The sequence below is a fragment of the Veillonella parvula genome (assembly GCF_047241225.1).
Lineage (GTDB): Bacteria > Bacillota > Negativicutes > Veillonellales > Veillonellaceae > Veillonella > Veillonella parvula_O.
Genome location: NZ_JBKTIE010000001.1, coordinates 321,784 through 339,892, shown reverse-complemented (window position 1 = coordinate 339,892; position 18,109 = coordinate 321,784). Strand labels below are relative to the sequence as shown.

21 protein-coding genes are annotated in these 18,109 nt (G+C 38.2%); all 21 read right to left on the bottom strand.

Going from position 1 to position 18,109, the window contains the following annotated elements:
- Nucleotides 1-19 precede the first annotated feature (19 nt).
- The 21 genes from ACLRYO_RS01605 to ACLRYO_RS01505 all read right to left on the bottom strand — a co-directional run bounded on the left by ACLRYO_RS01605 (nt 20) and on the right by ACLRYO_RS01505 (nt 18,106).
- Entirely contained in the window at nt 20-1,231 is a 1,212-nt protein-coding gene (locus ACLRYO_RS01605) for an ABC transporter permease (RefSeq protein WP_178884799.1), read from the bottom strand.
- On the bottom strand, nt 1,224-1,946 hold the full coding sequence (locus tag ACLRYO_RS01600) for an ABC transporter ATP-binding protein (protein ID WP_119207986.1): 723 nt from the start codon (nt 1,944-1,946) through the stop codon (nt 1,224-1,226). Before ACLRYO_RS01600 ends, ACLRYO_RS01605 begins: the two co-directional genes overlap by 8 nt.
- Nucleotides 1,947-1,958: 12 nt before the next feature.
- A complete protein-coding gene (locus ACLRYO_RS01595; protein ID WP_413084643.1) occupies nt 1,959-3,041 on the bottom strand; it encodes an efflux RND transporter periplasmic adaptor subunit in 1,083 nt (360 codons plus the stop codon).
- Nucleotides 3,042-3,200: 159 nt separating this feature from the next.
- Nucleotides 3,201-4,115, bottom strand: coding sequence for an ATP-dependent 6-phosphofructokinase (locus ACLRYO_RS01590; protein ID WP_233189879.1), 915 nt, complete (start codon nt 4,113-4,115; stop codon nt 3,201-3,203).
- Nucleotides 4,087-4,929, bottom strand: a complete 843-nt coding sequence (locus ACLRYO_RS01585) for a shikimate kinase (RefSeq protein WP_105086762.1) — start codon at nt 4,927-4,929, stop codon at nt 4,087-4,089. The genes ACLRYO_RS01590 and ACLRYO_RS01585 overlap by 29 nt, the downstream gene beginning before the upstream one ends.
- 119 nt (nt 4,930-5,048) lie before the next feature.
- The gene (locus ACLRYO_RS01580; protein WP_051147528.1) at nt 5,049-5,438 is read right to left on the bottom strand and encodes a hypothetical protein; all 390 of its coding nucleotides are present in this window, start codon (nt 5,436-5,438) and stop codon (nt 5,049-5,051) included.
- Between the two features lie 7 nt (nt 5,439-5,445).
- On the bottom strand, nt 5,446-5,703 hold the full coding sequence (locus ACLRYO_RS01575) for a hypothetical protein (RefSeq protein ID WP_278604837.1): 258 nt from the start codon (nt 5,701-5,703) through the stop codon (nt 5,446-5,448).
- A 322-nt stretch (nt 5,704-6,025) separates the two neighbouring features.
- Nucleotides 6,026-6,880, bottom strand: a complete 855-nt coding sequence (locus ACLRYO_RS01570; RefSeq protein WP_105086764.1) for a hypothetical protein — start codon at nt 6,878-6,880, stop codon at nt 6,026-6,028.
- Nucleotides 6,881-6,889: 9 nt separating this feature from the next.
- On the bottom strand, nt 6,890-7,297 hold the full coding sequence (locus tag ACLRYO_RS01565; protein ID WP_004697137.1) for a hypothetical protein: 408 nt from the start codon (nt 7,295-7,297) through the stop codon (nt 6,890-6,892).
- Complete coding sequence (locus tag ACLRYO_RS01560; protein ID WP_105086765.1) at nt 7,278-7,949, bottom strand: hypothetical protein; 672 nt, start codon at nt 7,947-7,949, stop codon at nt 7,278-7,280. The genes ACLRYO_RS01565 and ACLRYO_RS01560 overlap by 20 nt, the downstream gene beginning before the upstream one ends.
- Complete coding sequence (locus tag ACLRYO_RS01555) at nt 7,946-8,266, bottom strand: hypothetical protein (protein ID WP_227037026.1); 321 nt, start codon at nt 8,264-8,266, stop codon at nt 7,946-7,948. Before ACLRYO_RS01555 ends, ACLRYO_RS01560 begins: the two co-directional genes overlap by 4 nt.
- A 43-nt stretch (nt 8,267-8,309) precedes the next feature.
- Entirely contained in the window at nt 8,310-8,771 is a 462-nt protein-coding gene (locus tag ACLRYO_RS01550; RefSeq protein WP_004697487.1) for a hypothetical protein, read from the bottom strand.
- Nucleotides 8,750-9,181: a prepilin peptidase gene (locus ACLRYO_RS01545; RefSeq protein ID WP_413084642.1), complete on the bottom strand. Its 432-nt coding sequence runs from the start codon at nt 9,179-9,181 to the stop codon at nt 8,750-8,752. The genes ACLRYO_RS01550 and ACLRYO_RS01545 overlap by 22 nt, the downstream gene beginning before the upstream one ends.
- A 164-nt stretch (nt 9,182-9,345) precedes the next feature.
- Nucleotides 9,346-9,792 carry a competence type IV pilus major pilin ComGC gene (locus ACLRYO_RS01540; protein WP_004697182.1) on the bottom strand — a complete coding sequence of 149 codons (447 nt, stop codon included), beginning with the start codon at nt 9,790-9,792 and terminating at the stop codon, nt 9,346-9,348.
- A gap of 36 nt (nt 9,793-9,828) precedes the next feature.
- The gene (locus ACLRYO_RS01535; RefSeq protein WP_105086767.1) at nt 9,829-11,004 is read right to left on the bottom strand and encodes a type II secretion system F family protein; all 1,176 of its coding nucleotides are present in this window, start codon (nt 11,002-11,004) and stop codon (nt 9,829-9,831) included.
- Between the two features lie 8 nt (nt 11,005-11,012).
- Entirely contained in the window at nt 11,013-12,032 is a 1,020-nt protein-coding gene (locus ACLRYO_RS01530; protein WP_105086768.1) for a type IV pilus twitching motility protein PilT, read from the bottom strand.
- Nucleotides 12,016-13,026: a GspE/PulE family protein gene (locus ACLRYO_RS01525; protein ID WP_413084641.1), complete on the bottom strand. Its 1,011-nt coding sequence runs from the start codon at nt 13,024-13,026 to the stop codon at nt 12,016-12,018. The genes ACLRYO_RS01530 and ACLRYO_RS01525 overlap by 17 nt, the downstream gene beginning before the upstream one ends.
- Nucleotides 13,027-13,214: 188 nt before the next feature.
- Nucleotides 13,215-14,498: a phosphopyruvate hydratase gene (gene eno, locus ACLRYO_RS01520; protein ID WP_008601191.1), complete on the bottom strand. Its 1,284-nt coding sequence runs from the start codon at nt 14,496-14,498 to the stop codon at nt 13,215-13,217.
- A 117-nt stretch (nt 14,499-14,615) separates the two neighbouring features.
- Nucleotides 14,616-16,142 carry a 2,3-bisphosphoglycerate-independent phosphoglycerate mutase gene (gpmI, locus tag ACLRYO_RS01515; protein WP_105086770.1) on the bottom strand — a complete coding sequence of 509 codons (1,527 nt, stop codon included), beginning with the start codon at nt 16,140-16,142 and terminating at the stop codon, nt 14,616-14,618.
- A gap of 13 nt (nt 16,143-16,155) precedes the next feature.
- Complete coding sequence (gene tpiA / locus ACLRYO_RS01510; protein WP_060919726.1) at nt 16,156-16,926, bottom strand: triose-phosphate isomerase; 771 nt, start codon at nt 16,924-16,926, stop codon at nt 16,156-16,158.
- A 1-nt stretch (nt 16,927) separates the two neighbouring features.
- The gene (locus ACLRYO_RS01505; RefSeq protein WP_039964996.1) at nt 16,928-18,106 is read right to left on the bottom strand and encodes a phosphoglycerate kinase; all 1,179 of its coding nucleotides are present in this window, start codon (nt 18,104-18,106) and stop codon (nt 16,928-16,930) included.
- Nucleotides 18,107-18,109 lie beyond the last annotated feature (3 nt).

The following is an 18,109-nucleotide window of genomic DNA, read 5'->3' as shown; positions in this document are numbered from 1 at the left end:
AGAAACTTACAGTTTAAGACTATTCATAATGTAATGCATCAATTGGATTAAGTTTTGCCGCCTTGCGAGCTGGATAAATACCAAAGATCAAACCTATTGCCATAGAGAAGGCAAAAGACATTACAATAGTTGGTATAGATATAACTGTACTCATGCCTGAAGCCATACCAATTAACTTAGAGGCCCCTATACCGAGTGCAATACCTATGATGCCCCCCATCAGACTGATAACAACAGCCTCGATAAGGAACTGTGTAACGATAACACTATAAGTTGCACCTAAAGCCTTACGCACCCCAATCTCTCTTGTCCGTTCTGTTACTGATACTAGCATAATATTCATAATGCCGATACCACCAACAACGAGTGAGATAGCAGCTACGGCGCCAAGGAATAATGTTAATGTTCCTGTAGTTTCCTCCATAGTTTCCATGATGGAGTTCATGTTCTGAATATTGAAATCATCTAGATTAGTATCCTTGATTCCATGACGTACGCGCAACAGGTTTTCAATATCGGATTGTAAACGATCGATACCGTTTTCATCCTTACCTACTACGTAGATCATTCGAAGATAATCAACACCTTCTACCCGTTCCATGGCTGTAGTATACGGGATAATAACCATATCATCTTGGTCATTACCCATAGCACCACTGCCCTTACTATTAAGGACACCAATGATACGGAACGGAATGTTTTTAACACGAATTTCTGCACCTACTGGATCTTCATCACCAAATAGATTTTTAACAACTGTTTTACCTACTACTGCCACACGTTCACGATTCTGTACATTCTTTTCAGATAAGAAGCGACCAGATTTCATAGACCAATTGTTTACATCTAAATAATTATAACTAACACCAGATACAGAAGTGGTCCAGTTTTTATTTTGATAAATTACTACATACGAACCATTTGTCATCGGACTGGCAGCTCTTACACCATCCAATTTTGAAATCGCTTCGTAATCAGAAACCTTTAAAGACTTCATAGAACCTGCAGAAGGTCGAACCCCTGGTGTGCGTGGTGCCCCAGGCATAACCATCAATAGATTAGATCCTAAGCTAGAGATGGAGTTTTGAATATCTTGCTTTACACCATTACCAATAGATACTAAGGCAATTACGGCAGCTACACCGATGATGATGCCTAACATGGTTAAAATGGAACGCATTTTATTAGCAATGAGGGATGCCCATGCCATTAAGAAACTCTCTTTATACATGTGGCACCTCCTGTACAGGCGTCATATTAAGATTTTGAGAATCCTCTACAATCAAACCATCACGCAATACTACATTACGACTTGCATAGGTTGCAATTTCAGGTTCATGAGTAACGAGGATAATTGTACGCCCTTCCTCATAGAGACCTCTAAAGATATTCATAACATCAATAGTCGACTTGGAGTCAAGGTTACCTGTCGGTTCATCGGCCATGATGATAGCCGGATTATTCGCTAACGCGCGAGCTATGGCTACACGTTGACGCTGACCACCAGATAACTCAGATGGCAAGTGATCCATACGATCTCCAAGGCCAACAGAGGATAACAATGCAGCGGCACGTTCATTACGTGACTTTTTATCCATCCCTGCATAAATCATAGGGAGCGCCACATTCTCTAACGCTGTCAATTTTGTTAATAAGTTAAAACTTTGGAATACAAAGCCTATTTGTTTGTTTCGTACAAAGGCCAATTCATCGTCGGATAAGGTAGCAACCTCATCGCCATTTAGGCGGTATGAACCTGTTGTTGGTCTATCTAAACAACCAAGTATGTTCATAAAGGTAGATTTACCAGAACCAGATGGACCCATAATAGACACAAATTCGCCTTTGTTGACCTGTAAATCGATCCCATGTAGAACAGGCACCGATAATTTACCATTTACATAGGTCTTCGTAATCCCTTGTATATCGATTACTGCTTGATTCATATTCACCTACTATTAGAACGGTCCACGGCTATTATTCTTAGGTGCTGTTACATCACCACTTACGATGATTTCATCACCTTCAGATAAACCTTTTAGAATTTGTACATTAGTATCACCAGTTACACCTGTAGAAACAGCTGTACGTACTGGTTGACCATCTTTAATAACATATACATATTCCCCTTGCTTATCTGTACGCACTGCAGTAAGAGGTACTACCAATGTATTTTTAATATCTTCGCCAAAGATAGTTGCACGAGCCGTCATAGATGGTAAGAAATTGTTGGAAATATTTTCAGGAATTTGAACTTTTACGGTATAGTACACAACGCTATTGCTTGTAGCGCCCATATTGCCTTTTGTACCTTTTGCAATTTCAGATACGTAACCTGTGAAAGTTTCACCTGGCTTAGAGTCTACTGTAAATTCTACTTTCGCGCCCTGTTTGATACTACCAATATCTGTTTCATCTACAGTTAGGTAAATTTCTAAATCACTTAAATCTGCAATCGTAGCGATAATCATTTGTGTAGAAATGCCAGTACTGATAGTTTGACCAGCTTTCAACGGTGTACCAACAACAGTCCCAGACATTGGAGCTGTAATAGTAGCATCACTTAAATCTGCGGCAGCACGTTCATAAGTAGATTTAGCACGTTCATAAGATGTTACAGAATCATCATATGTTTGTTGTGCAATAGCATCTTGAGCCGCCAAGGATTTATAACGATTCATATCAAGTTCTGCTTTGGCTAACGCTGCACGAGCATCATCAACAGATGCTTGTAATTGACGTGTATCAATATAAGCGATAACTTGACCGGCCGTAACTTGATCATTCTCTTTAACTAAAACTTTTTCAAGTTTACCAGCAACATTTGTAGAAACATCTACATAATTTACAGGGTTAATAGTACCTGTGGCACTGATACTAGTTTTTACATCACCCTTTTCAACCTTGCCAGTAGTATATAACGTTTGTGCTTGATTTGCATTTAGACTATCCATGTAGTAATATGTGCCGCCACCAAGAACACAAAGAACAACAGCACCTGTTACTATACGTTTACGATGCTTTTGTAAGAACTCTTTCATTATGATCTCCTTTTTTTAAGATGAAGATATATTAAAAAGACATTTATTCTATATCAACACATATAGTATTTTTAAATTATACAGCACCAATTGCTTTTACGCAATATAATTTCATTAATGAATAAATTATGATATATAAAAAATGGCCCTTACGGGCCATTAACTACTCAATATTGACAATAATCTATAATCCTTCTCATCGATTGGAAATTCAAGACGTTCTGCCTCTTCATAAGATAGTGCACGGATATGACCATCTATATAACCTACTAATCGGTTAGCGACACCACTCATCAATAAATTAATACAGACTTCACTCATGCGAGCCGCTAAAATAGCATCAAATGCCGATGGACCACCGCCACGTTGTAAGTAGCCTAACACAGTTAGGCTAGGATCAAATTCTGTATGCTCCTTGATAAAAGCTTTCACCTCACCGCTGTTATAGGCACCTTCTGCAACGAGGATAACACTATATTCTTTACCCCGAATTTGTGTTTCCTTTAAATGACGACAAACCGCATGTAAAGGCATGGGATTTTCAGGAACCAAAACTATTTCTGCCCCACAAGCTAGGCCTGCCTTTAATGCAATATGTCCAGCTTTGCGCCCCATAACCTCCACAATAGCTACACGTTCATGGGAGTTTGATGTATCACGAATACGCCCAACCGCATCAACTACCGTATTAAGAGCCGTATCATAGCCTATCGTATATTGTGTACCACCCATGTCATTATCTATCGTACATGGAATGGTCATAGTAGACATACCAAGTTTAGATAAACTTGTAGCACCACGCATGGAGCCATCACCACCGATAACAACCAAATGGTCAATGTCATAAGTTTTCAAAATTTCATAAGCTTTGCGTTGAATTTCTTCATTCTGAAATTCTGGAAAGCGTGCCGTTTTCAGCATCGTACCACCTTGTGTTATGATGCCACCAACGTCTCGATTCGATAAGGGAAATATCTTTTCCTCAATGATACCTAAATAGCCACGTTCAATACCAAATATTTCAAAACCTTCATGTATAGCTTTTCTAGTTAGCGCTCTTATGGTGGCGTTCATTCCAGGTGCGTCTCCGCCGCTTGTTAGTATTGCGATTCTTCTCATATCCATTACCCCCTTGTGGTGTACGTTGTTTGGATATACTATGTGCCTTACCTTTTTTATTCGTTTGATTAGAAGTCTTTTGTTTATACCGTTTATCATAACGAATTTTATTAGACATTGCTCTTTTTGATACTGCTTCAGAAATCTCTTTTTTCCTACTTTGTTGATTATTAAATTGTATATCTTCAGATGCTTCTTTAGCATCTACATCGTTTATATCATTGGGTTGACGTCTTGCTTTAAATTGCACATCTGAGGCATCTAATTCATCCTCAATACGCTGTATAAAATCATAGGTCCGGCCATTTGTTGTATCTAGTACAAAATCGCACTGCTTATACACGGGCTTCCACGATTGTATCATAGCATGTACAAAGGCATTCACATTACTATAGTCCATGGTAGGCCGTTTCCCAACACGGCGATTCACGCGACTGACAATACGGAATTGTGCAGCTCGGATACCAATAATATAGGAATATTTTTTTAATACCTTTAAGGTGCGATGTTCAATAGGAAAATTCCCACCCACAGAAATCACTGCTTCATGGTATAAGCAAACCTTTTTTAGTACATCCATTTCGGCGCGGCGGAATGCTTTTTCTCCTATCTTTTTAAAAATCTCAGCAATGGGCAACCCAAAACGACTTTCTAATACGCGATCGGTATCTACAAATTGCCAACCCTTGCGTTCTGCAAGGTTCCGTCCAAAGTGACTTTTGCCACTTCCCATAGAACCGATGAGCATAATATTCCGTTTTATTATCATCTATTATGTGCCCCTTATCATTACATATCCTTCATTGTACTATAAAATGGTCCAAAAACAAAGACAGACTATAGACATAAAATCTATAATCTGTCTCTATACAGTACACCCGATTTTCATTAAGGTTTTATAATCGATTTAATTGCACAATGCACATAAACTACATTACCTTTACGTTCTATATCTTCTATTTCTATACGGCGTGAAGGATCCTTTTCTTCAACAGTATTTATCCAGTTAATCATACGCTCTGTACTACCTAATACTGTTAATTCTAGTATACCTTCATGCTCATCAGTACTGACAATCATTAAGGGTTCTCCTTGCAAGGAATCAAAAATATTTGTATTAGAACTTGTATTAGATGTCTTGTTCCGTGTAAAAGATTCTAATAGTTTTGCTTCATTAGACACTATATAATCTGACTCAGCATTCATTTGTATATTATAATTATCTTGTTGATTTTTTAAGCTATTATTTTTGTCTTCAAAATAAATATGCCCATACATAGAAAGGCTAATGAGCATCCCCCACAACACTAGGCCCGTTAATATTCTCTCGACCTGATATGTTGTGCTCTCTTTTAGATCCGTCCATATGGAATGTATAAACACCTTTATCTGCTTTAACTGTTCCATGACACTCCATCCCTAGTAATTTTTGTTGGAGAATAGCAATAAATTTACGACACATTTCGTCACTCGTACCTATACCATCTATACTGATACGCCCATCCTTAATGCTAAGATGCTGTAGACTAATATGTTCTGACATAGCGGCATCAAGAATATATAGGACCATTGTATTGGGTAATATATCTGTTTGATTCTTAAGGATTTTATTCTTTATTATTTTATTTCTTATTTCCATTAATTCACCATATTGTTGATGTATTTCTTGATACTGAGCATTTGCTTGCAATCGCACAATGTCTATCTTTCGATTTTCATAGCTACGATAGCTTGACCAACAACTATATATAGTAACAAGCCCTACTATAATGTATATAAGACTTATCCCATAAAGAAGGTATCGATAGGTATGCCATAAACTATGCCATCGTAACGAGCGAGGCATTAAATTAATACATCTGTCCTTACCAGCCCAATCCAATCCATTTAAGCCCCCTTGCCGCCATACCAATAGCCATGTCCCAATCTAATTGCCCTTGCTTGCAACGATTACGGCCACGACCTAAGAATAATAATGGAATATATTCAGTTTCTCCATACATGGAAATTATACCTTCCATATCTGTCCGTTCTTCATTTGTTATAGATTCTAACCCATACATCCGAATTCCCTGTATCTCATCTATACCAAAGTCTTGTAATCTCACTTCTAACTTATCCATAGCTTCAGCTACATCGCTACCAGTAATAGGTACAATACACTCTTGAATGCATATATCATTCCACCAAAGCCATAAATGCATGGCGCCTTCTTCCACAACACCTGTTACAGTACCGCTGCGCCGCATCAAGCAATAACAAATAGGAATAGGCCAAAAATCAATAACATCAACGGGTGCATAAGTATCTCGTATACCTTGCTTCAAAAGCTCTAGTGAATGCCGATCTACAGCCACCATAAACATATGATAATTGTGTCGTGGATATTCCCGGCGACAAGCATCCATTTGGAAACTATCCCCATCAAAGCTAAAGTAGTCCTCTATATTCCACTTTATAAACTCCTTCATATCAAAATCATGAGGATCATAAGGTGCTACATGCATTTGTGTATCAATATTAGCAACAATACTATATGCCCCTTCATCTAAATCATACGTTTCTATAAATTTTGTAACGTCTTCATCAATAGGTCCTGTACGCTTCATTTCTAACGCATCAGTAATGACCATTGTTTTATTTTCTATATGAGCGGTAACACATACAATATGTTCATCAGTTATACATACTCCAGAATGTATTTTCTTTTTTCGTTTCATAGAATCACCTCAATAAGGTTTTACCTTTATAACATGCATATGTTTTTCTTTATCTACGGTCACATACATATGTACACGACTCACGATTTCACTATTCTTCAGTTTTCCATAACTCATAATATGACGCGGATTATCTGTTGAGCTGTCCGCTTCAATAGTAATCTCTACATTTTCATCATCTATTACAACAAGTTTATTTTGAAAGTCCCATACATTTCCTAATTTACAATAGCCCACAAACCAATGAGCACCTCTTTGTGCTGCGTAATGAGCTTCTTCCAAATGCAATTCATCCACCACATTACTTTCACATATTTGTCCTATACGCAGCCCCATAAAAGCTAATAGTAATAAAAAGGACATCGTAAGTATCGCTATATATGTAATAAAGCCCGCGTTATGGGCTCCTATGTTCATGACTTGTCTCCTCTTTACTTTTATACCAATCATAAATAGCACTCTGTCCAATGGAGACCTCATATATGGTTAGTCCTCCATAACCACTTGTATATTTCCTATCATTAACAAAACGATTGTTAATATACCAGCGCAAATACACGGTCCCATTAGTATCTACACTAAAAGGATATTCCTGAGTATAGCCCACATTTCGTTTATCTGTAGTTCCTACAATTCGACTGCCACTGACAGGCTGCAAGCTACTATCTGTTAATTTTCTGTATAGTGCATGACGTTGTACAGTTAAGGTTGTACGTTTTGTATCGTGAATATATAAACTCTTATTATGGTCTTCTACAGTAACCTTCACAGGGTTCCATATCATTTGAGCCACAACCATCCGCCGTGTATATCGACCATCCTCCATCATAGCTACACTATCTAGTAATTTAGCATCCCACATAACTGCATAGAATACGATGCCTAACAATATGGTAAGAACTATGACAGAAATCGTCATACTAATGAGCGTAGAATACAAAATAAATCCCATATTATTTCTATTCTTACTATTATTTTTCTTATTATTATTTTTATTCTTATTTGCTATAGGATTCTGTTTATATTCTTTGTTCTTTCCAATTACCTTTTCTATATCCTCGCCCTTCAATGTATCCCCTCCAAATCAACTGATAGAGAGTAGACAACAGATTGATTATCGATGGCATCTACTGTTAATCGTTGTAAAGATACACCTTCTATCACTACAGGCTTTATATGTGTTTTATAAGTAATTTTTTCACTAGGACTCATAGTGAATTGAGAGTTATATACACCTGCTTCTATTGTTCCAGTTTTATAATAAGAAGCTTTAGCCTTTTCTAAATACGTTATGGTATCTTGCAATATATGATCCCAATAATACGCCTTATATACCGTAAGAGTAGCCATCCAAAATATAGATAATACAATAGGTAAAATGAGCATGATTATAGCAGCTGATATTAAGGCATCACCATACATAAATCCTTCAGTGCACTTCTTCCCACCTAATTCGCCCTGTTTGTACAGATATCCATATACGATTTTTCTCACCACTTTCACGATCTTTCAAAATAATTTCTGTCCCATCATAAGGTAAGCCTAAGGCCGAAAAAGAAATAATTGTCATAGACCGTTCGTTCTCAATATTTTGCGGTAATAATATGTTTACCGTATGATGATTAACATCTTCCTCTAATGTATAACTATCCTTATTTAAAATAAAAAGCATTCTTCCTTTACCATTAGATTTATGCCCTAACATAGACCACAGTTGAACTTTCTTGAGCATATACGCCACCTCTTGCGTAGCACCATTTAAAGTATAACGACTAGGTGTTGTCACAATAGGTAAGGCAATGGAGATGAGCAATAAGATTAAACCAATAGTAATAATCCATTCCGCCAATAAAGATCCACTCTGACGATTTATAAGTTGCACCTTAACCATTGATAAAGCACCTCCATATAGGAACCACCATGTAAGGCACACCATCCGCCAAAGCATAGAAAGGGACCAAATGGGATATATCGATTACGATAACCGGTGAGTAAGAGATAGAGAGAACCAACACAAAAAGTTACGTAAAAGAAACATATAATTTCCCATGGAGTAAGCCATATTGCAATAGCAGAAAACCATTTAATATCGCCTATACCAAAGCCTTTACGGCTAATCAAACGAAGTCCATATGTAATAGTACCTACGCTGATAACACTTAATAAGGTTACTAACATAGATTGATCATTTATATAGCTATATATAATGCCACCTATTACAAGAGCCAATGCTCCTTCATCAGGCAATATATAGTAATGCATATCGATGGTAGCACCTGCTATGATGATGAGTGAAAACACAGCATACAAAGCAATGTGAGTATAAGATATTGTTTTTGATGAAACTATAATAGGTAACAATATAGATGCTATATATACCAAAAGTCCTATTACATAATTAGTCCCTTTCATACCTTGTCCTTTCATATAACTAACGTATATAATTCATAATCTATACAAGTTAATTAAGGCTCATTAGGTGCTTTAACAACAACAGATTTTGAAGTCCCACCACTGACAACTTCATAAGTAATAGTGTATTCTTTTCCTTTTGCAGTCTTAACATGTTCAGTAAGATAACCTTCCTTATATAGATTTTCTACTGTTGGAGGTGTATCAACATTCTTATCAATCATATACAATTGAGTGGCATTTTTTATAATTTGAATATCTGCTGTTTCTTTAGCATTTCTAGCTTTATCCGCTGCAGATAAGAATTGTGGCATTGCAATAGCCGCTAATATAGCGATAACCGCTACTACAACCATTAATTCAACGAGAGTAAATCCGCCTTTTCTCGATTTTTTAAACCCTTCTCGAACACGAGAAATATGTAATCGATCTACGACCCATTGACCGCACATTTCTAATCGATGATTCACTCCATGAATCATATGCATAACAGACTTCATAATATTCTCCTTTTAATAGTTAAGTAATAACATTGTCTATTGCCCTCCTAAGTTGGCAATGGACGTGAATAAGGGATACATAACAGATACAACTAATACGGCTACACCGATTCCCATTAGGGTTAGTAAAATCGGTTCCAACAATCGTTCTAAACGGGCAATATATTTTGAAAGTATAGATTCATAGTAGCAGCCACAGTGGTTTAACATCTTTACTAATTCACCACTCTCTTCTCCAATGGAGACCATTTGCCATATAAAAGCATTTCCTATCTGACCAGTACGCAAACTTTCTTCCAGTGAGTGTCCTGATAATAACTTTGCTTCCACCTGTTTACTACATTCAACACCATATATATTCCCCCACAAAGGGCGTGTAATATTCATGGTTTGAATGATAGAAATACCAGAATCTAGTAAGAGAGCCCAAACTTTTAACATACTTGTATAATACACACAAGTACTCCATTGGTATCGGTGAGCCAACAGCCAAAGCCAACGATGTACTTTACACTTTATACTATGCTGTTTATAAGCAAATGCTAAGGAACCTATTACAACACAATGTATAGCTATTACCATTAAAGGATGCGATTTTAACCCTTGTCCTAATGCAAAAAGAGCTCGCGTCATCAAAGGTAATGTAATATGCATAGTGGTAAATACCTTTTCAAACGAAGGAATAATAAACAAAATGGTGACTAGAAAAAATATATTCATCATCAGAAGAAGAAATAAAGGGTAAGAAATAGCACTCATAACCTTTTGTTTCAGCTGCCTCTCCCAATCGTAGTGACGGGATATATATTGTAAACTCTCACCCAAGGTGCCCGCTGCTTCACCACTTTCTAGTAAAGCCAAAGCAATAGGAGGACATCCTTCACGCCGTAGGGCTTGTGATAAAGTCTGACCACGCTCTATAGATTCATATAAAGCTGTATAGAGTAGTCCTCGTTTTCCCTGGCAGAGTAGCTGTAAGGCACGCCGTAATGGAACACCAGATTCAATGAGTAGACCTAATTGATAAGTCACATCTACCACCATAGTATGATTCCATTTATGTTTCTTTTTTTCATTCTGCAACGATATCCTATAAATTTTATAGCCATCTCGTTTTAACCGTATTGCAATTTCTTGCTCTGAATCCCCCCACATCAAACCTTTTTCTGTTTCATTTTGATTATTTTTTACGACATATTCATAAGCCTCCATATACTCACCTACGATAATTGTTGATCAAGCAAGGTATGCAATTGTTGTTGGGCTCCATATTGTGCCTTTACATCTCGCACAGCCATTTCTAATGTTTTCATCGGTAGTTGCGTTTCTTGAATAGATATGATTTGTGGTTCCTTACGGGTCCGTATCAAATTTGCTACTGCATGGGTATTTAGCAAAATATCACGAATAGTAATGAACTTTTTATTCCATCGAAGTAAACGCTGACATATAACGGCCCGTAACACTTGAGATATTTGATTGCGTATCTCTTCTTGTTGCTCCCCAGGAAATAGAGAAATCATGCGGTGAACCGCCATCACTGCACGCTGTGTATGCATAGTCGCCATTACAAGGTGACCAGTCTCTGCCGCATGAAGTGCCGCTTCAAGGGTTTCACGATCTCGAAGTTCGCCTACCATAATGACATCCGGATCCTCTCGTAAAGCATCTCGAATACCATCTGACATAGTATTAATATCAGCACCTAATTGTCGTTGATGTATTAAAGACTTTTTAGGTACAAACTCAAATTCGATAGGGTCTTCTAAGGTAATAATGTGGCGCTCCATAGTCTGATTTATATAATCAATACAACAAGCTAAGGTAAAACTTTTACCACTGCCTGTAGGACCACAAACAAGCAATAGACCATCATGTGCTTCACATAGCTTTTGTAATAACTGACCTTCACTATTATCATCTAACTTAAGTTGCTGATGACAAAGTAATCGCAATGTACCACATATGGTCTGATTAGCTCGATATAGATGAACACGAATACGCACACCACAACAGGAACAAGCCTCATCAAGAGACTGCCATTCATAGGATGCTATACCGCAACGGCGCAATATATCCTCGATTAATTCTGTAGTACACATAAATGAAGTAGCCTTTAATCCATCACCATGTCGCAAATAGATAGGCTGACCACATTGTAGATGAATATCTGTTGATGATAGTTGTATTGCATTTTCTACAATAGTTTCTAAACTTTCACGTTTACAGCATGAGTCCACAACGATGCACCTCCTCTATAGATGTAACATGCTGAGATACGGCCTTACGAGCAGACTCTTCTAATGACAATAATAAATGTGTTTCCAATTCGTCCCAATGAGCCGAATTAGCTGGTATTTCTAAGTATTCAAATAGAGCAGTCCGTCCTTGATATACTGTACCATCAAATTTTCGTACTAGCCGTTGTGCAATAGCCCCCATTAAAGTAGCCCGTATTAAGTACGGCTCTACGCCCATATCCATGAGTCGCGTTACAACGCCTATAGCTGTATTGGTATGTATAGTAGATAATACGCGATGCCCCGTTAAAGCAGACTTAACGGCTAACTCTGCGGTCTCCTTATCCCTAATTTCACCAATCATAATCGTATCTGGATCTTGCCGTAATACAGAGCGAAGACCTTTGGCAAAGGTAAATCCAATCTTTTCATTAATACCAATTTGTATAGCCCCTTTGATTTCAGCTTCTACAGGATCTTCAAGACAGATAAGCTTAGTTTCGTCTAAATTTAACATGCGAAGCATGGCATATAAAGTAGCTGTCTTACCACTGCCTGTAGGTCCACAGATAAGTAATAATCCATAAGGACGTTTTAATAATTGTTCAATGTGCTCAAAGATATCCGGCTGCATGCCTAATTCTTTTAAGTCTTTATGACTCCCTTCATTTCCCATAAGGCGACATACTAAGGTTTCTCCGTATAGGCTAGGCAATGTAGATACACGCATCGTTACAGACTTATTTTTATGACTCCAAGACCAACGCCCATCTTGTGGTAAACGCTTCTCGCTAATATCTAGAGAGCTACAAACCTTAATACGGTTGATAATGAGTTCAGCTTCTTCAAATGATACAGTCATGTAATGTTGCAGCAGTCCATCTTGTCGCAACCGAACATGAGCACCACTTTCAACGGGATCAAGGTGGATATCACTTACATGGTGTTCTAAAGCATACAAGATAATATCGTCTAATGTTACGTCTACATACATGGTCACCTCCAATACCTTGCGGTATGTTTTTACCTCACACTAGCGTATGGCGTTATAGGTTTCGACATCAGCCTCTAAATCCCTCTTTTATTTTTAAAAATCCACGAAGCGAAAACTTTTCTTTTTTTAGACATACAAAAAAGGCGCCCCAAAGGGCGCCCTTATTGGACTATTAGATATAACGTATCTTATTTTAAGTTATAAAAAACGTCATTACCTTTATATTGAGCTGTTTCGTATAACATTTCTTCAATGCGAAGTAATTGATTATATTTTGCTACACGTTCAGAACGAGCCGGTGCACCAGTCTTAATTTGACCAGCATTTACAGCTACAGCAATATCAGCAATGAATGTATCTTCAGTTTCACCAGAGCGGTGAGATACTACGCAAGTGTAACCAGCACGTTTAGCAAGTTCCATAGCATCGAAAGCTTCAGTGAGAGTACCGATTTGGTTAACTTTTACAAGAATGGAATTACCTACACCAAGCTCAATACCACGAGCCAAACGTTTTGTGTTAGTTACAAATAAATCATCACCAACAAGTTGTACGCGGTCACCAAGGCGGTCTGTCAACAATTTCCAGCCTTCCCAATCTTCTTCTGCAAGGCCATCTTCGATGGATATGATTGGATATTTGCCTACTAGGTATTCGTAAAAATCTACCATTTCAGCTGCTGTTTTAACTTTACCTTCCCCAGCAAGGTTATATTTACCACCTTCGTAGAATTCAGAAGATGCAGAATCAAGTGCCAATTTGAAATCTTTTCCTGGTTCATAACCAGCAGCTTTAATAGCTTCACAGATTACTTCTAATGCTTCTTCATTAGATGATAAGTTAGGTGCGAAACCACCTTCATCACCTACTGCAGTACTAAGACCTTTATTGTGAAGTACGGATTTCAAAGTATGGTATACTTCTGCACAGCTACGAAGAGCTTCTGCAAAAGATTTAGCGCCTACAGGCATGATCATAAATTCTTGAATGTCTACGTTATTATCAGCATGTGCGCCACCGTTCAAGATATTCATCATAGGAACTGGCAACTCTTTTGCATTAAAGCCACCAAGGTATACAAATAATGGCAAGTCCAAAGATTCAGCTGCAGCACGAGCTACTGCCATGGATACACCAAGGATTGCATTTGCACCAAGGTTAGATTTATTATCGGTACCATCCAATTGCAACATTAAGTTATCGATTGCCACTTGTTCTGTCGCATCATAACCGATAAGTGCAGGACCGATTTTAGCATTTACATTATCGATAGCTTTTAAAACACCTTTACCGGAATAACGGGATTTATCTCCATCCCGTAATTCTACGGCTTCAAACATACCTGTGGAAGCACCAGATGGAACTGCTGCTGTAGCAATAGTACCATCTTCTAAACATACTTCAACTTCAACTGTTGGATTACCGCGGGAATCTAAAATCTCTCTTGCAATGACTTGTTCAATTACTGCCATTTCTTCACCTCATATAATCTAATGGAATAACTGCCATCTGACAGCCATTATATATATTGAGCTAAACCTTATAGGCTTATAACTCTAATTAACTACTAATATAGTGAAAGCTCCATATTATGCTTTATGTACCAAGCTATGACCTGTCATAGCTTTTGGTTGTTTTATCCCAGCTAAGTCTAATAATGTAGGAGCAATGTCACATAATTTACCAGCTTCTAATGTAGCTGTTTTTAAACTGTCGCTCATTAAAATTAAAGGAACCAAGTTCGTTGTATGTGCCGTATGTACCTTACCTGTTTCATGATTAACCATAAGCTCTGCATTACCATGATCTGCTGTAACTAACAGATGACCTTTCTTGCTACGAATAGCCTCCACGATACGACCTAAACAAGTATCTACTGCTTGAACCGCTTTAACGGCAGCTTCAAAGCTACCAGTATGACCAACCATATCTGGATTTGCAAAATTCAAGATAATCATGTCATATGTTTCATCTTGTATCGCTTGTACAACCTTATCGGTCACTTCATAAGCACTCATTTCTGGTTGTAAATCATAGGTGGCCACTTGAGGGGATTTTACAAGAATGCGATCCTCTCCTTCAAAGGGTTCCTCTTCACCGCCATTAAAGAAATATGTAACATGAGCATACTTTTCTGTTTCCGCAATACGCAATTGGCGATAACCACCTGCACTTAGAACTTCACCTAATGTTTCAGATAATGTATCCTTTTCATACACAATATGTACGGGCAAACCATCCTCGTATTTTGTCATAGTTGCCATATATATAGATAGTGGCTCCCTTTTAAAGCCATCAAAATCAGGTAACACTAGTGCCTTTGTAAGTTCACGACCACGGTCTGGGCGGAAGTTACAGAATATAACCGCATCTCCATCTTTGATAGTCCCTGCAGCATCAATCACCGTAGGAAGTACAAACTCATCTGCCGCATCTTTATCATAAGACTGTTGCACCGCTTCACATGCAGATATAGCTATTTCACCTTGACCATGCACAATGGCATTATATGCCAATTCAACGCGGTCCCAACGATTATCGCGGTCCATTGCATAATAGCGACCACTAACTGTAGCAATTTTACCACAATTGAGATCAGCCATATACGTTTCTAAGTCCTTTAAATAGCCTTGTGCACATTGTGGAGCTACATCACGACCATCGAGCAAAGCATGGACATACACATGCTCGATTCCATTATCATGAGCCCCCTTGATGACTGCCTTAATATGATCTAAGGAACAATGCACATTACCATCTGAAACTAGACCTATAAGATGTAAGCTTTGCTTCTTAGCTACTTCGTATAGTTCCTTCATAACAGGGCGATTATAAAACTCACCAGACTCGACATCTTTAGTAATACGAGTCAAATCTTGATACACTATGCGACCAGAGCCAAGATTTAAATGGCCAACTTCAGAATTTCCCATTTGACCTTCTGGAAGGCCTACCGCAAGCCCTGATGCTTCTAATGTTGTATGTGGATACGTATCCCATAATCGATTAAAACAGAGCGGCTTCGCCTGTACTACAGCATTGGTTGTGTCTGATTTATCCCCCAAGCCAAAGCCATCTAGGATGACTAGCATTACGGGAGCCTCTAATTTAGCCATTTGTAACCTCATATTAAGCGCTTACTTGGTTTGCAGCTTTAATAATATCAATAAATTCATCGACCACAAGTGATGCACCACCTACGAGAGCACCGTCAATATTAGGCTCTCCAAGGATTTCTAGTGCATTTTCTGATTTAACGCTACCACCATACTGGATGCGTACTGCATCGGCAGTTTCATTATCATATAAAGATTGAATGTAATTGCGGATTTCTTTGCATACCTCTTCAGCTTGATCAGCCGTTGCTGTCTTGCCCGTACCGATAGCCCAAATTGGTTCGTACGCAATGATCAATTGACTGACTTGTTCTTTCGGAATATCAGCCAAAGCCCCTTTTAGTTGAGACGTAATCCAGTCAAGTGTATGACCCGTTTCACGATGTTCTAAACTTTCACCAACACAGACAATAGGATTCAAATTATGATGAAATGCACTTTTAATTTTTGCATTAACGGTCTCATCTGTTTCGCCATAATATTCACGGCGCTCAGAGTGACCGATGATTACATAATTAACGCCTACTTCTGTAAGCATAAGTGGTGAAATCTCACCAGTAAACGCACCAGCATCATGATAATCCATAGTTTGTGCACCTACTTCAATAGCTGTATTTTTCGTCAATACTACAGCACGTTCGATAGCTGTAAAAGGCGGACATACAACTACATCACAGGACAATTCCATATCTTGTAACACGCTGTTAAACGCTTCGATCAGAATTGATCCAGATGCAATGGTGCCATTCATTTTCCAATTCCCTGCAATAATGGGTTTTCTCATATTATGCCTCGGACAATGCAGCAATACCCGGTAGGATTTTGCCTTCTAAGAATTCTAAAGATGCACCGCCACCTGTGGAGATGTGGCTAATTTTATCTGCTAAACCACTTTTTTCAATGGCTGCTACAGAGTCGCCACCACCAACGATAGTCATCGCATCAGATTCAGCTACAGCTTTCGCTACTGCATTTGTACCAGCTGCAAAGTTTTCCATTTCAAATACGCCCATAGGACCATTCCAAATAATAGTCTTCATTGGCGCCAATGCTTCTACATAAAGTTCGCGGGTTTTAGGCCCAATATCTAATATCATCCAGCCATCTTCGATTTGATCAACATCAACGATTTTAGTATTAGCATCGTTGCTGAAAGCATCTGCTACTACAGCATCAATAGGTGTTAGTAATTTAGCACCTGCTACACGAGCTTCCATAACAAGGTCTGTAGCGATAACTTCTTGACCTTCTTCAAATAAGGAGCTACCAATATTGCAACCTTGCGCTTTAATGAACGCATTAGCCATACCACCGCCGATGATCATTACATCAACTTTAGGCAATAAGTTAGAAATAACGGAGATTTTATCTGTAACTTTCGCGCCACCAATAATAGCTGCCATAGGTGTTTTGGGATGTACTATAGCTGCACTTAATGCGTCAATTTCTTTTTTGAGCAAGAAACCTGCTGCCATAGGGATATAATCAGCAATACCGACTACAGATGCCGCATTACGGTGAGATACACCAAACGCATCATTGATAGCAACATCTGCAAGAGATGCCAATTGCTTAGCAAACTCAGGGTCATTTTTAGTTTCTTCATTGTGGTAACGCAAATTTTCAAGCATCAATACATCACCAGATTGTAATGCTTTTACAGCTTCTTCAACTTTAGGACCAATGCAGTCATCTACGAATGCTACAGGCTTGTTGATAAGCTCGGATAAATGCTTAGCACATGGTGCCAAAGACATTTCTGGTTTGCGTTCTCCTTTAGGACGACCAAAGTGAGAAGCAAGGATAACCTTTGCCCCTTTTTCGATTAAGTAATTGATAGTAGGTAATGCACTACGAATACGAGTGTCATCAGTGATGACACCGTCTTTCATAGGAACATTAAAATCAACACGAACAAATACTGTTTTATTAGCTACTTGTAAACCTTCAATTGTTTGTTTCATCAA

What these genes read in the sequence shown, in the direction of transcription:
- ACLRYO_RS01575 (WP_278604837.1), bottom strand. Translation starts at nt 5,703, where the DNA reads ATGTCAGAACATATTAGTCTACAGCATCTTAGCATTAAGGATGGGCGT.
- ACLRYO_RS01550 (WP_004697487.1), bottom strand. Translation starts at nt 8,771, where the DNA reads ATGGTTAAGGTGCAACTTATAAATCGTCAGAGTGGATCTTTATTGGCG.
- ACLRYO_RS01540 (WP_004697182.1), bottom strand. Translation starts at nt 9,792, where the DNA reads ATGAAGTCTGTTATGCATATGATTCATGGAGTGAATCATCGATTAGAA.
- gpmI (WP_105086770.1), bottom strand. Translation starts at nt 16,142, where the DNA reads ATGGCTAAATTAGAGGCTCCCGTAATGCTAGTCATCCTAGATGGCTTT.
- eno (WP_008601191.1), bottom strand. Translation starts at nt 14,498, where the DNA reads ATGGCAGTAATTGAACAAGTCATTGCAAGAGAGATTTTAGATTCCCGC.
- ACLRYO_RS01525 (WP_413084641.1), bottom strand. Translation starts at nt 13,026, where the DNA reads ATGTATGTAGACGTAACATTAGACGATATTATCTTGTATGCTTTAGAA.
- ACLRYO_RS01535 (WP_105086767.1), bottom strand. Translation starts at nt 11,004, where the DNA reads ATGGAGGCTTATGAATATGTCGTAAAAAATAATCAAAATGAAACAGAA.
- ACLRYO_RS01595 (WP_413084643.1), bottom strand. Translation starts at nt 3,041, where the DNA reads ATGAAAGAGTTCTTACAAAAGCATCGTAAACGTATAGTAACAGGTGCT.
- ACLRYO_RS01600 (WP_119207986.1), bottom strand. Translation starts at nt 1,946, where the DNA reads ATGAATCAAGCAGTAATCGATATACAAGGGATTACGAAGACCTATGTA.
- ACLRYO_RS01605 (WP_178884799.1), bottom strand. Translation starts at nt 1,231, where the DNA reads ATGTATAAAGAGAGTTTCTTAATGGCATGGGCATCCCTCATTGCTAAT.
- ACLRYO_RS01570 (WP_105086764.1), bottom strand. Translation starts at nt 6,880, where the DNA reads ATGAAACGAAAAAAGAAAATACATTCTGGAGTATGTATAACTGATGAA.
- ACLRYO_RS01580 (WP_051147528.1), bottom strand. Translation starts at nt 5,438, where the DNA reads ATGTATGGGCATATTTATTTTGAAGACAAAAATAATAGCTTAAAAAAT.
- ACLRYO_RS01555 (WP_227037026.1), bottom strand. Translation starts at nt 8,266, where the DNA reads ATGCTCATTTTACCTATTGTATTATCTATATTTTGGATGGCTACTCTT.
- ACLRYO_RS01505 (WP_039964996.1), bottom strand. Translation starts at nt 18,106, where the DNA reads ATGAAACAAACAATTGAAGGTTTACAAGTAGCTAATAAAACAGTATTT.
- ACLRYO_RS01585 (WP_105086762.1), bottom strand. Translation starts at nt 4,929, where the DNA reads ATGATAATAAAACGGAATATTATGCTCATCGGTTCTATGGGAAGTGGC.
- ACLRYO_RS01565 (WP_004697137.1), bottom strand. Translation starts at nt 7,297, where the DNA reads ATGAACATAGGAGCCCATAACGCGGGCTTTATTACATATATAGCGATA.
- ACLRYO_RS01590 (WP_233189879.1), bottom strand. Translation starts at nt 4,115, where the DNA reads ATGAACGCCACCATAAGAGCGCTAACTAGAAAAGCTATACATGAAGGT.
- tpiA (WP_060919726.1), bottom strand. Translation starts at nt 16,926, where the DNA reads ATGAGAAAACCCATTATTGCAGGGAATTGGAAAATGAATGGCACCATT.